Origin of the sequence: Novosphingobium rosa NBRC 15208, assembly GCF_001598555.1 — a bacterium.
Classification (GTDB): domain Bacteria; phylum Pseudomonadota; class Alphaproteobacteria; order Sphingomonadales; family Sphingomonadaceae; genus Novosphingobium; species Novosphingobium rosa.
In genome coordinates, this window is sequence record NZ_BCZE01000049.1 from 12,826 (window position 1) to 25,910 (window position 13,085).

The 13,085-nt window shown below is 64.9% G+C and carries 10 protein-coding genes; 1 reads left to right on the forward strand and 9 read right to left on the reverse strand.

What is annotated here, in order from left to right:
* Positions 1-45: 45 nt before the first annotated feature.
* From SR3_RS18150 to SR3_RS18165, 4 genes are read right to left on the reverse strand one after another with little or no spacing between them, the layout of a single operon-like run.
* Positions 46-3,132, reverse strand: a complete 3,087-nt coding sequence (locus SR3_RS18150) for an efflux RND transporter permease subunit (RefSeq protein WP_068089443.1) — start codon at positions 3,130-3,132, stop codon at positions 46-48.
* Positions 3,129-4,208: an efflux RND transporter periplasmic adaptor subunit gene (locus SR3_RS18155; protein ID WP_068089446.1), complete on the reverse strand. Its 1,080-nt coding sequence runs from the start codon at positions 4,206-4,208 to the stop codon at positions 3,129-3,131. Before SR3_RS18155 ends, SR3_RS18150 begins: the two co-directional genes overlap by 4 nt.
* The gene (locus SR3_RS18160; protein ID WP_068089449.1) at positions 4,205-5,605 is read right to left on the reverse strand and encodes a TolC family protein; all 1,401 of its coding nucleotides are present in this window, start codon (positions 5,603-5,605) and stop codon (positions 4,205-4,207) included. The genes SR3_RS18155 and SR3_RS18160 overlap by 4 nt, the downstream gene beginning before the upstream one ends.
* Complete coding sequence (locus SR3_RS18165) at positions 5,602-6,627, reverse strand: YncE family protein (protein ID WP_157098941.1); 1,026 nt, start codon at positions 6,625-6,627, stop codon at positions 5,602-5,604. Before SR3_RS18165 ends, SR3_RS18160 begins: the two co-directional genes overlap by 4 nt.
* Positions 6,628-6,638: 11 nt before the next feature.
* Between SR3_RS18165 and SR3_RS31895 the strand changes: the two genes are divergently transcribed.
* Positions 6,639-6,848 carry a hypothetical protein gene (locus SR3_RS31895; RefSeq protein WP_169805662.1) on the forward strand — a complete coding sequence of 70 codons (210 nt, stop codon included), beginning with the start codon at positions 6,639-6,641 and terminating at the stop codon, positions 6,846-6,848.
* Between the two features lie 115 nt (positions 6,849-6,963).
* Here SR3_RS31895 and SR3_RS18170 read toward each other — a convergent pair whose 3' ends face one another.
* The 5 genes from SR3_RS18170 to SR3_RS18190 form a co-directional block, all read right to left on the reverse strand.
* Positions 6,964-8,814 carry an alkaline phosphatase family protein gene (locus SR3_RS18170; RefSeq protein WP_068089587.1) on the reverse strand — a complete coding sequence of 617 codons (1,851 nt, stop codon included), beginning with the start codon at positions 8,812-8,814 and terminating at the stop codon, positions 6,964-6,966.
* Positions 8,815-8,854: 40 nt separating this feature from the next.
* Positions 8,855-9,295, reverse strand: a complete 441-nt coding sequence (locus tag SR3_RS18175) for an EamA family transporter (protein WP_068089454.1) — start codon at positions 9,293-9,295, stop codon at positions 8,855-8,857.
* A 58-nt stretch (positions 9,296-9,353) separates the two neighbouring features.
* Entirely contained in the window at positions 9,354-10,160 is an 807-nt protein-coding gene (locus tag SR3_RS18180; RefSeq protein ID WP_068089457.1) for an undecaprenyl-diphosphate phosphatase, read from the reverse strand.
* Positions 10,157-11,128, reverse strand: a complete 972-nt coding sequence (locus SR3_RS18185; RefSeq protein ID WP_068089460.1) for a purple acid phosphatase family protein — start codon at positions 11,126-11,128, stop codon at positions 10,157-10,159. Before SR3_RS18185 ends, SR3_RS18180 begins: the two co-directional genes overlap by 4 nt.
* A 113-nt stretch (positions 11,129-11,241) precedes the next feature.
* Positions 11,242-13,074, reverse strand: a complete 1,833-nt coding sequence (locus SR3_RS18190) for a DUF190 domain-containing protein (RefSeq protein ID WP_084455693.1) — start codon at positions 13,072-13,074, stop codon at positions 11,242-11,244.
* Positions 13,075-13,085 lie beyond the last annotated feature (11 nt).

Here is a 13,085-nt window from a genome sequence, read left to right on the forward strand (position 1 = left end):
TGAAAACAGGAATGGGCTAGAAAGCTCGTGTCGACAGGGCCTCAATCACAGCCCCGCCTTGCCGGATCGCGACTGCATCATGGTGTAAAAGGTAGGGGTCGCGATCAGCGAGAGCATCATCGACACGCACAGCGCCCCGATGATCCCGATGGCCAGCGGTCGCAACATCTCCCCGCCATGGCTGAGCCCGGCGGCCAACGGCAGCATCGCCAGCACTGTCGCCAGCGAGGTCATCAGGATCGGCCGCAGGCGCCGCCGCGCTGCGCTCACCAATGCCGTGCCCAGATCCTCGCCCTGCCCCAGATGCTGATCGACCAGATCGAGCATCAGAATGCCGTTCTTCGCCACGATACCGATGCCGATGATCGCGCCCAAGAAGCTGACGATGTTGAGCGTCGTCCCCGTCAGCCACAGACCCAGCGCTGTGCCCACCAGCGCCAGCAGCGAGCCCAGCACGATCGAGAGCGGCTCGCGAAAGCCTCGGAATTCCACCAGCAGTACGGTGAACACCAGCGTCACACTGAGCGCCAGCACGACCAGCAGATTGCGAAAACTCTCCTGCTGCTGCTTGTAGAGTCCGCCGAACTCGACCGAACCTGCCGGAATGCTTTTGTCTGCGGCCACCACACGCTCGACATCGGCCATGGTGCTGCCCAGATCGCGGCCCTCCAGCGCTGCCGTCACGGCCACCATCTGGCGAAGGTCTTCACGGCGCAGCTCCAGCCCGCCGCCCTGCTGCTCCACATCGGCCACCTGCGAGAGCTGGACGATGGCCCCGCTCGCCGTGCGCAGCGGCAGATTGCGGATCATCTGGGTCTGCGTCACCGCCTTGGGATCGGCCACGACGCGGATGGCCACCACCCGGTCGCCCTCAAGCACCGAGGAAGCCTTGCCGCCCAGCATGGCATTGTTGACGGCGGCGGCCACATCATCGGCGGTCAGGCCAAAGCGCTGTGCCTCGGCGGGCCGCAGACGGAAGGTGATCGTCGGGCCGGTCATCGCCAGCCCGTCATTGGTGTCGACGACGCCGGGGATCTTCTCGATCTCGGCGCGCAGGCGCGGCGCGGTCTTCATCAGCCAGGCCGTGTCGCTGGAGAACAGCTTGATCTCGATGGGGTTGGGCGAGTCTGTCAAGTCGCCCAGAAGATCGCCCAGAATGCCGGGAAATTCCCATTTGACGGCGGGCACCGCGCTGTTCAGCTTGCGCCGCAGCTCCTGCTTGACCGCTTCGGTGGATCGGCTGCGATCGGGGCGCAGCTTGACCAGGAAATCGCCTTTGTTCGGCTCGGCAATGGCCAGCGCCAGACGCGCGCCGGTGCGGCGGGAATAGCCCTCAACCTCGGGCGTGGCGCGCAGGATGGCCTCGGCCTTGCGCATCATCCGGTCCGATTCCTCAAGGCTGGTGCCCCAGGGTGTCATGGCGTCGATGATGAAGCCGCCCTCATCCATCGCCGGCATGAAATCGCTCTCCAGCTGAGTGTAGACGCCAAGGCCTGCCAACGCGATGGCAACGCACACCACCACCGTGATCGCTCGGTGATCGAGCGCCTTGCGCAGCACACGCGCGAAGACATTGGTCAGCCGTCCGAGCAGCGAGGTCTCGTCATGCTGCTCAGGATCGCCATGACCGGAGATAAACATCGCGGCCAGCGTCGGCGTGAGGGTCGCCGCCAACACCAGCGAGGCCAGCAGCGAGACCACCATGGTCAGCGCCAGTGAGCGGAAGAACACGCCCGGCACGCCATCAAGGAAAGCCAGCGGGATGAACACCACCACTGGCGTTAGGGTCGAGGCGACCAGCGGGCGAAAGATCTCGCGCATCGCCTCGTTGACGGCGGCAAGGCGCTCTTCGCCCCGCGCGATGCGCGCCGAGATCGCCTCGACCACGACGATGGCATCGTCGATGATGAGGCCGATCGCCGCCGCAATGCCTCCCAGCGTCATCAGGTTGAAGGTCAGCTTGACCGCATACATCACCAGCACCGTCGCCAAAATCGACACAGGCACCACGACGATGGCGGTGAGTACCCCGCCCCAGTTGCGCAGGAAGGCATAGAGCACCAGCACCGCGAAGATCAGCCCGACGACGATGGCCTCCCACACGCTGTCGACAGACTGCTTCACCAGCAGCGACTGGTCGTAATAGAAGGAGAGCTTCACATCCGGCGGCAGCGTCTTGCGCAGATCAGCGAGCTGGGCATTGAGATCCCGCGCGATGTTGAGCACATTGCTGCCGCTGGGCTGGGCGCGGATGTTGAGCAGCACCGCCCGGCTCCCCTGCGCGTTGACGACATTGAACACCGGCTCGGGGCCGCGCTCCACCCGCGCGAAATCTCGCACGCGGATCGGTTGACCGTTGCGCACGGTCACGGTGAAATTTTCCAGATCGGCGATGGATTTGACCCGCGCATCGACCAGCGCCAGATAGATCGTGTAATTCTCGGCGTGAAAGCCGCCCGCCCCCACCAGATTGCCCTTCTGCAGGGCTGTGGTGACATCCGCCGCGCTCAGTCCCAGCGCTGCCAGCCTTACTGGATCATAGACGACATGATATTCGGGCGCTCGCCCGCCCACCAGATCGACGCGTGCGATGCCGGGGATGCGCAGGAAGCGGGGCTTCAGCTCATATTGCGCCTTTTCCCAGAGGTCGGTCATGCTGCGCGTCGGGCTGGTCATACTGACGCCCAGGACGGGAAAAGCGTTGAAGCTCAGGCGCCAGACATTGGTGCTGGCCGTGGGCGGCAGGCTGGCCTTCAACTGGGCGACGCGGTTGAGGACATAGAGTTCGCTCTGAACCATGTCCGTATTCCAGTCGAAGAAGATGTTGACCTCGGCTGCGCCGCGCCCCGTGGCCGAGCGCACGCGCACCACCCCGGGGATGTCCTTCATCGCCTCCTCGATGGGGCGTGTGACGGTGGCCATCATCTCGTCGCTGGGCATCACGCCATTGTCGATCAGCACGACGACGCGGGGAAACTGCGTCTCGGGAAAGACAGAGGAAGGCATCAGGAAAGCCGCATAGATCCCGGCAAGGCAGGTCGCGACAACCAGGAAAAGGATGGTCAGGCGATGGTCGCTGGCCAATCGCGCGATCCGCGATGGCCCCGCGCCGTCATGCTGGGGTGCGCTCATTGCCCGGCCCCCGTGGCCGCTTCGATATGGACGCGCGTACCGTCGGCCAGCGCATAAGAGCCTGTGGTCACCACGCTGGAGCCTTCGGTCAACCCTGGGCCCTCCACCTCAACACGGTCGCCATCGCTGATCCCGCGCTTGACCTCGACCCGGTGGGCCACGCCGTCGCGCACCAGCGCCAGGCTCGTCTTGCCGTCATTGTCGGTGTAGAGCGCTGCGGTGGGCACCAACAGGCGATGCTCATGGCGCGCGGTCTGGATGCGCGCGGATACGGTGCGCCCCTGTTGCAGTCCTGCGCCGCCCGAGACGGTGGCGCGCACCATCACCGAAGCCGTCGCAGGATCGACCGAGGGGCTCACGAAGGTGATGGTCCCGCTCAACGTCCGGCCCAGCCCCTGATCGATGATCTGCACCACCTGCCCGGGCGACACGCCCGAGGCCTCACCCGCCGGAACATTGAGCGTGAGCGAAAGGCGGCTGTCGTTCACCACATCGGCGATTGGCGTGTTGGCATCGACCGCCTGACCCGGCTGCACATAGATCTTCGCCACTGTCCCCGACAAAGGCGAAGCCAGGCGCGTCAACGACAGCACGGCCTGAGCGGCCGCCATCGCCGTGCGCGCCACCGCCAGTTGCTGGCGCGTGTCGTCCAGCGTATTGCGGGCAATCCCGCCCACACCCAGCAATTGCTCCTGCTGCTCGGCGCGCTTGCCGGCCATCCGCGCGGTGGCCTGGGCCTGCGCGACCCCGGCGGCGGCAATTCGGTCATCCAGTCGCGCGACCAGCGTTCCGGCAGCGATCTTCTGGCCTTCATGCACGGGAATGGCGCGGATGATCGTGGCGCCCGGCGCCGTCAGACGCGCCATGCCCCCGGCCTGCCCGCCACCCGGCGGTGTTGCGGCGATGGCACCAAACACATCCAGCCAATTCGCCACATCGCCGCGCTCCACCTTGGCAACGTTGACATCGACGACGGGGGCCGGATCGTCCTCCGCCTTTTTGGCGCCGCAGCCGGTGAGCAGAAAGGCCGAAACCGCCACAAGGGCAAGATCGGTGCGCTTGAACAGGTAGGTCATCGGGCGTTGGCCTCGGTACGGGGCGCCGCGTCGGGCGAGGGAAAGGGGAAAGTCGGCTGTTGCAGCGCATCCTCGAGCCGCCCGCGTGCCTCCTGCGCGGCGAGGATGGCGGCCTCACGCGCTATGGCGGCATTGGCGATTTCGAGTGAACGCTGGGCCAATTCGAACCGGGAAGCCTCGCCGGCAGTTACGCGGGCGCGGGCCACCGTCAACTGACGGTCGAGGTCGCTGGCCACCTGCGTATCGCTCGCCACCCGGTCGCGGGTGGTGCGATAGGCTGCCAGCGCGGCATCGGTCTGGCTGATGGCATCGGCCTGCACGGCGTCGACGCGGGCCTGTGCCTGAGCGCGCTGGGCCACGGCCTCCGCGATGGGGCCCTGGTTCTGGTTGAAGATCGGCACGGGAATGCCCCCGGCCAGCCCCCATTTGTCGCTGCCCTGGTCGAACTCATAACCGGGGCTCAGGCGGGTATCGCCCCCTGCCCGCCCCGCCACAGCGACGCGGATTGCGCCCTCGGCGGCGTCGTAATCGGCAAGCGCAGCCAGCATGTCGGCGCGGTTGAGCAATGCGGCATGGCGCGCCTGCGGAGCGAGCATGGTCTCTGGCAAGGCCTCGAAGGTCGAGACATCAAGCGATACAGCGCGCAAGGCATCGGGCGTGACGCCGATGGCACGGGCCAGCGTCGCCAAGGCATCCGATCCGCGCACGCGCGCCTGCGCGGCCGCATCTCTGGTCGCATTCAAAGCTGTCCTGCTCTGCGACACTTCATAGGGCGAGATCCCGCCCAGGCGCAGCATCGCCTCGGCGGTCCTGACGGTGTCGGCCTGCGCAGCCGCCAAGTCATCGAGCAGATCCACCGAGCGCCGGGCCGCATAGACGCCAAGCATCGCCGTGCGGATGCGGCTGCGCACCTGCCATGCGGCGGCGGTCAGGCGAAAGCGTGCGGCCTCGGCCTGCGCGGTGGTCTGCACCCGCAAGGCCTTTCGGCGGCCCGAAAAGTCGAACATCAGATCGACGGCGTTGGTCAAAATCCACGGCGAGATGCCCGAGGTGGTGGTGTTATAGGCCTCGTTGAGGTTGAGCACCGGATTGGGCCGCGCAGTGGCGGTGGTCACGGCTGCTCTGGCCTGCTCCCACTGCGCGCGGGCCAGATCGACGTCGGGGCTGTAATACAGGGCCGCCAGCGTCAGCGCATCGAGATCCCACCCCGCCGTCTGGCGCAGGGGCGTGGGCCGCACCTTGTCGACAAAGGCCAGCAGCGCGGGATTGTCCAGCCCGCGTTGCTCGATGGCGCGCAAGTTCGTTTCGGCGGTGATCGGGCGCGGTGGGACCGGCGTGCAGCCGGCCAGCGCGGAGGCAAGGGCAAGACACCCCGCAGCCCATTTTCCTGAGATCATGCCCCGCCCCCTGGCGCGACCACCAGCACCTCGAAGGTGCCCGGCAGATAGGGACTCCCGCTGCCGCGTGGACGCCCGGCAGCGGCCGGATCGATCTGCGCCCCCATCAGATAGAGCCGACCCGTTGCCGGATCGATTGTACCCGTGCGGGTTCCCTTTTGTGTCCGCACGGTCTGGGCGACTGCGATCTTCGCGCGGTCGGACAGCGAGATGACCGTGAGCACGCCGTCCTTGCCGCAGGGCACGAAGGCCATCTTGCGCATTGGATCATAGATCACGGCATCCGGGCCAAGACCGATCGGCAACGAGGCGACCTCCTTGCCCGTCACCCGGTCCACCACCTTGGCGAGGCCATTGCCGCAGGCCGCGATCAGCAGCTTTCGCGCATGGTCATAGGCCAGCCCGCTCGGCTCCTCGCAGCCCGCTAGTTTGATGGTCCGCGCCACCTTGCGCGCCTTGACGTCGAGATCGGCGATCTCGCCGGTGGTCTCGATGTTGTCGAAAACATGGCCCGCGCCGTCCGCCACGGGAAATTCCAGTGTGTCCTTGCTGATGGCGATGGCGCCCAACACCTTTGCCCCGAAGGGATCGACGATGGTTGCCGTGCCGCTGCCTTTGTTCATCACCAGCACGCTTTTCGTGACCGGATCGTAGGTGGCGGAATTGGGATTTTTCTCGCCGGGCAGATCGGCCACGATGCTGTCTTTGGCCGCGTCAAGGATACGGATCGTGCCCTGTCGCCGGGTCAGCAGCAGCAGCGAGGTGCCCGGGATCGGCAGCGCGATGTGATCGCTGGCCGCATTGTCGAGCTTCGTTGCAACATTGCTGCGCACGTCGATCACCGTCGTGAAGGCACCGCGCGGCATGTAGACACGCTGCGTTGCGGGATCGAAGGTGGCGTAATCAAAGCCGCCGTCAGGCACCTTGATCCGCTCGACGATCGCATAATCGGCGGCCAGGGCGTGGATTGGCGCCAGCGCCAAGCAGACCGCGATGGCCGGCATCATCACTCGAACCTTCATGACACGTCTCCTTGAGCGACAGGCTCGATGGCTGTCATCAATCTCGGGAAAATAAGGCACGCGCGCAGCCCGCCCCCTTCGGCTTCGTTGAGGACCAGAGATCCGCCATGGCTTTGCGCGATACTCTGCGTGATCGGCGGGCCAACGGCGGTGAGATCACCCATGATGGCAGCCGCATCGGTCTTCGAACGTCGAAGACCATCAGCATGGCGGAAAGCTGACTCTGCGCCGGCGCGGCAGCGATGAGGCTGTGCCTTTGCGGGATGAGCAATGTCGTGCGGGCATCGCGTGGTATAGAGATGGTGTCGATCTCCTTGGCCATTCGCTTTGTCAGTGTCATTTGCCTGCTCCCGGCTGAGCATCCAGGCCGAGGGTGCGTCCGGCGAAACCTGCGGTATCGAGATAGCGAACTGTGCCGACCGTCTGATAGCGCAGCACGGTTTGCAGACCGGCCGCGCCTGCCACAGAGCGGATCGTCGCGCTTGAGGCCTTAGGCATGGGCTGGCCCGGCATCGCCTCAAGCGCAACCCTGCCCACCAGCTTACCGGAAGAGGGAGGCGCCAGATGCAGGAGATGCAGAAAAGTTCGGCCGACATCGGCATTGCTGACGGGCGCGCTGTCCACAAAGCCATGCCGGAAATCAGGCCCGATCGCCGCCGTGAAGTTCAGCGTATCGCCGCGCCCGAAGCTGCCATGCATCCCCTGCCCCTGCTGCAAGGTCGTATCTGCGATCTCCACTTGGCAGTTGGTGGGAATGCCGCAACCGGTGGTGAAGGAGCGGAAATTGACGACGATGGCCGGTGTCGGCGTAGCGGCCCGGCCTATCAGGTTGATCGAGGAAAGCGGCAGGGTTCCGGCGATCGCGCCAAGCCGGTCATCGACAAACACACCGCTCACGTAATCCTGGGCGAGGAGAGCCGCCACGACGCGCCCTGCCAGAGCGCGGTCGTTCCCCGGAACATAGATGAGATCGGAACCGCCATTGGCCGCCACGACCAGATCGGGGTGGGCAGCCGAGGCTCCCAGCAGTGCATTGCCCCGGCTCGGATGCGCTTCGGCGGGCACCTGAGTGTCTTGCGCCTCGGGATCGAACATGGTCAGGCCCAGTGCGGAGGCCAGATCCATCGCCAAAAAGCCAGGCGGCAGCATGCCCTTGGGGACATCGGGATAGCTGCCCTTTGCCGCCGGACTGGTCGCGCTTTGCCGCGCAATCGTCGAGAAGCCATGGTCGGAGGTGACGATAATGTCGGTGGTGTCGGCCAAGCCCAATTGCTTGAGCGCAGCGCGCAGCCGGGCCAGATCGCCATCGGCGTTGCGGATGGCCGCCATCGTCGAGGAGCCGTTGATCCCCGGCGTGATGGTGTTGAGGCTGTCACCCTGATTGTGCTGCGTGCCGTCGGGATCGCGCGACCAGAAGACCATCGCAAAGGGCGCGTGGCGTGCCTTGAGCATGGGCAGCGCAATGCGCGTCGCCACCTCGACAAAATAGTCCTGCTGCACCGTGTTGGGCGTGTGCGTGCCGGGGGTGGTGGCCGTGCCCGACTGACCATTCGCGCCCCGGCTCGGGGTTGCCGTCGCCAGCCCCGCCGCCTGCAACGCGGCCTGAACCTGCGGCGAGAGGGGAATGCCACCCTCATGGCCGGTGGTGTCATCAACGATGATGGAGGACGCACCATCGCGAGCCAGATGGTCCTGGATCAATGCCGGACCCAGCTTGCCGATCGCGGCAGTGCCATAGCCGGCACGGCGAGCGGCCTCCAGAACCGTGGTTTCGTTAAGGTAATTGCCGCCGAAGGTCTGGTCGGCCTCGCCAAGCACGGCATCATTTTCAAGGAAGGGCGTGACGCTGCCATTGGCGCTGGCAAAAGGATGAGCGGTGTAGATCGTGTTGCTGAAATCGCCCGTGTCGCCCAGCTGATGCCCCGTCGCCAGCGCCGAGGCGTTGGCGGTGGTGAAGGTCGGGAAGACCGAATGGCTGTTGGGGAAATAGACCCCTTCGTCGCGCAGCCGGGTCAGTTCGGGGGCCGTGGTCTGGTCGACGATCTTGCCGCGCAGGCCATCCATCACGAAGAGAATGACGTTGTGCGGGCGGTTCGCCGCTGGATGAGGCGTCGCCCGCGCGATGGCAGAGGAGGTCGAGGCCAGCAGAGTGGCCGTCATCAGACCGAAAAGGACTTGTTTTTTCACGCCCACGGCGTTTCTCCAGGGATAGGATGGAAGGGATGTGTCATGCGGTGGCGACGAAGATCGCTCCAGCACCGATCAGGACGATGCCGAGCCAGCCCCGCGCGGAAAGGTGCTCGCCCAGCACGGTAACGCCGAGGATCGCGACAATGACCACGCTCAGCTTGTCGATCGGCGCGACGCGCGCGGCATCGCCGATCTTGAGCGCACGAAAGTAGCACAGCCATGACGCGCCGGTTGCCAGCCCGGAAAGGACCAGGAACAGCCAGCTCTTGGGCCCAATGGTGCCGAGCGACTGGAATTTGCCCGTCATGGCCAGCAGCAGGCCCAGGACGATCATGATGACGATCGTGCGCAGGAAAGTCGCAAGATCGGAATTGATGCCCTCGATCCCGACTTTGGCGAAGATTGCGGTCAGCGCCGCGAAGGTCGCGGAAAGCAGCGCCCAGAGCAGCCAGGAGGATGAGGTGCCGGCTTCGGTCATGATAGGGGTCCAGTGCTGGTCGTTATGACAAGAGGCATGTCTGGTGGAGGCTCTACGGTCAGCTGTGGGACAGCAGGGTCAGGGCAAGGAGGCCTGCGGCGATCCGATACCAGCCAAACACCACAAAGCCGTGCCGCCCGACAAAACCCACCAGCCATTTGACGACGACGAGCGCGACAAGAAACGACGCAATGAGGCCTACCGCGATGGCGGCGGCTTCATCGCTGTGGATCAGCAGGCGGTTCTTGTACAAATCGAGGGCCGCCGCCCCGAACATGGTTGGAATGGCGAGAAAGAAGGAAAACTCTGTCGCCGTTTTCCTGTCGATGCCCAGCGCGACGCCGCCCATGATCGTTGATCCCGAGCGCGACACGCCGGGGATCAAGGCCAGGAGCTGGCAAAGGCCAACCCCGAGCGAGAGCGATGGCGTCATCGCGTCAACGCCCGTGGTGGCCCGCCGCAGATGCCAGCGCTCGATCACGAGAATGGCGATGCCCCCGAAGATCAGGCTGATGGCCACTACATAGGGCGAGAAGAGCACACGCTTGATAAAGTCGTGCGCAATGCCGCCCACCACCACCGCCGGGACAAACGCCAGCAGGATGTTGCGAACGAAATGGCGTGCATCGCGGTCCGAGGGCAGGCCCCGTGCCACATTCCACAAGCGCTGGCGGTAAAGCCAGCAGATCGCCAGGATCGCGCCGACCTGGATGACGACATCGAGAATGCCCGCTTCGGGGCCATCGTATCCGATGGCCCTTTCCGCGAGGATCAGATGGCCTGTTGAGGACACCGGGATGAACTCGGTCAGCCCTTCGACGAGGCCAAGGATCGCCGGGCCGAGGAACCAGCTGTCTCCCATCATCCCGCAGCCGCCCGAGCATGTCGTTCACGGGCGATGGAAGCGGCATAGACCTGTGCGCCAGTGTAATCCCTGAACTCCAGCGCCAGCGCATCCTGCGACAGCGCCAGATGGGAGAAACCAGAGCGCGACAGCGAGAACAGCGTGCCGTCAATGGGTGAGACCGGGCGCACCTCGGAGCCCGCGCCAGTGCAGATGTAATCGATCGCTCCGACCCGGATGTGCTGCATGTCGTGATCGTGACCGTTGATATAGGCCTGCACGCCGTGACGCTCGAGGATGGGCTTGACCTGCTCGATCAGTTCGGGCGTGTTGCCATGCGTGCTGCCACCCGAATAGATGGTGTGGTGGCCGAAGACCAGTTTCCAGGGCGCGCGCGACGCGGCCAGTCCGCGATCGAGCCAAGCCAACTGCGCCGCCACATCCTGGCTGGCGACATTCTTCGCGATGACGCTCTCGACATTCTTGCGGTAGCTGTGGACCAGCGGCGAGGTGTCGAGCATGAACATGTCCACCGCCGGCATGCCGTAATCGGCACCCGACAGCTGGTAATAGCGCGCGGGCATCTTCCAGCGGCTGCTGTGCGCCGTATAATCGATCTGGGCCTGCGGCGTGCCCTTGTAGTCATGATTGCCCAGCAGTGCGTGCCAGGGCTTTTGCAGGGAAGGCGCCACATAGACGTCTTCGTATGAGCTGCGCCACTGTGGGTCCTGGACCGAGGCAACGCCATTCTCATAGAAATTGTCACCGACCGCGACCACGAAGCGCGCGTTCGCGCTTTGCGCGATGCGCCCCATCTGGCCCGCCACATCGCGTTGATGCGACACACCCTCGCGGCCCCAGTCGCCCATCACCAGAAAGTTGAGCGACGGCGCGGCAGCCGCGGCTTTGGTCAGGGGCAGGGTCGCGGCAACGGCAGCGCCCGACAGGCCGATCAGCGCGTCGCGGCGAGAAATATCAAGCATGGTCATCAGAACCTCTGGTGCAGTGAATTGAGGGGAAGGCAGAGATAGGTCACGATGGCATGGCCATGTCTTGCAGGCGTTGGCCAGTTATCAATGTGCAATGTTTTGACCCGATACTGTCACACAGTCGGATCTTCGCCCCGCCCGACGCTCCAATGCTCGAGATGTTTGTAGACGATCACCTTATTGGCGAGCAGATCGCCATGGCGACGACAAAAATCTTCGAGTTCACCGCGCGGCCCGATCAGTTCCACACACATCGTCAGGTGCGGGTTGATCATCTCGGCCTCCCGGCCCTGTAACGCGCCGTGATTGCTGAAGCCGTAGTGGGTGTGATGGGCCACAGCATTCATGATGCCATCGGCCTTGGCCTGCCGCACCAGCTCACGATAGAGCGGGCGCGAGGACCACAGGCTGCGCGCGGTCGCAGGCCCCGCCTTATCGCGTGGCTTGAGATAGATGCGGATCATACCGATCTCGCTCGGCGTGATGACATGGGTGTCGGACATGGTTTCATCCTCGTCGAGCGAGACAAAGGCCAGCGGCAACTCGGCCACGGGAGGGCTGGCGGGCGATGGGTCTTTGCGATTGAAACGCGAGGGGCGGGCAGAGCGCACGTCCCGCAAGGTCATGCCCGGCGTCAGCAAGGGATGGCGCCGCTTGGGAATGGCAATGCGCTGCGAGAGATAGATGCCGTTATGGCCCGAGCAGAGATAGGCCACGAAGGTGGCCACGGCGACCGGCACCGCGCTGGCACCGCCGAACAGCTCGATGCCCATCAGCGTGCAGGCCAGAGGTGTGTTTGCCGCCCCGGCAAACACCGCCACGAAGCCCAGCCCCGCAAAAAGATCGATCGGAGCGTCCAGCAGACCGCCCAAGGCATTGCCAAGCGCGGCACCGATGAAAAAGAGCGGTGTGACCTCGCCGCCCTTGAAGCCTGCAGAGAGGGTCACGACCGTAAAAAGGATCTTGAGCGCCCAGCTCCAGTGATCGACCGGCCCGGTGAAGAACCCGGCGATGGTCGGGTCTCCGGAAATGGGCGACCACACGCCAAGGCCCAGATAGGCTCGCGTGCCCAAGAGGTATGTCAGCGCGATCACCGCGATACCGCCGACCACCGGACGCGCTGGACCATAGGGCAGGACACGTTTCAACCACCCCCCAAGAGCGTGATTGGCCTCGGCAAACAGCAAGCCCGCCAAACCGAAGGCAACGCCTGCCACTGCTGCCTTGCCGAGCAGCAGCGGCTGAAGCGGCCCTTCCCCGGCCAGATCCGCCGAGAAGCTGATGTGATAGGGTGTGTGGTGGATGCCCCAACTCTGGCAGGTCCAGTCGCCCACAAGCCCGGCCACCAGGCAAGGAATCAGCGCTACATACTCGACCTGGCCGACGGCCAGCACTTCGAGCGCGAAGACCGCACCTGCCATTGGCGTGCCGAACACCGCGCCAAACCCGGCCGCGATGCCTGCCATCAACAGGATGCGAATGCTGGGCGCATCGAGCCGGAACCTGCTGGCCACAGCACTGGCCAGACTGCCACCAAGTTGCACGGCGGTGCCTTCGCGTCCGGCTGAACCGCCCAGTAGATGGGTGACAACCGTGCCCAGGAAAATCAGCGGCGCCATGCGCAGCGGAACACCGCCGCCTGGTTCGTGGATCTGCTCGACGATGAGGTTGTTGCCACCTTCCACCGAGCGGCCCAGCGCATGATAGAGCAACCCGATCAGGCCGCCGCCCACCGGCAGCAGAAACAGCAGCCACGGGTGAGCGAACCGCGCGCGTGTCGCGACATCCAGGCTCCACAGAAAGGCCGCGCACAGTGTGCCGACCCCGATGGCCATCGGCACCAGCAGCAGCGTCCAGCGCAACACCGACATGGCATGGCCATGCTGGGTCCGCAGAAACATGCGAATGTTGAAGGCGTGAATCAGATTCTTAAACGTCGCGCGCACAATTCCTCCTC

Excerpts from the sequence above, each read along its gene's own strand:
- SR3_RS18150 (WP_068089443.1), bottom strand. The coding sequence starts at position 3,132 with ATGAGCGCACCCCAGCATGACGGCGCGGGGCCATCGCGGATCGCGCGA.
- SR3_RS18155 (WP_068089446.1), bottom strand. The coding sequence starts at position 4,208 with ATGACCTACCTGTTCAAGCGCACCGATCTTGCCCTTGTGGCGGTTTCG.
- SR3_RS18160 (WP_068089449.1), bottom strand. The coding sequence starts at position 5,605 with ATGATCTCAGGAAAATGGGCTGCGGGGTGTCTTGCCCTTGCCTCCGCG.
- SR3_RS18165 (WP_157098941.1), bottom strand. The coding sequence starts at position 6,627 with ATGAAGGTTCGAGTGATGATGCCGGCCATCGCGGTCTGCTTGGCGCTG.
- SR3_RS18175 (WP_068089454.1), bottom strand. The coding sequence starts at position 9,295 with ATGACCGAAGCCGGCACCTCATCCTCCTGGCTGCTCTGGGCGCTGCTT.
- SR3_RS18180 (WP_068089457.1), bottom strand. The coding sequence starts at position 10,160 with ATGATGGGAGACAGCTGGTTCCTCGGCCCGGCGATCCTTGGCCTCGTC.
- SR3_RS18185 (WP_068089460.1), bottom strand. The coding sequence starts at position 11,128 with ATGACCATGCTTGATATTTCTCGCCGCGACGCGCTGATCGGCCTGTCG.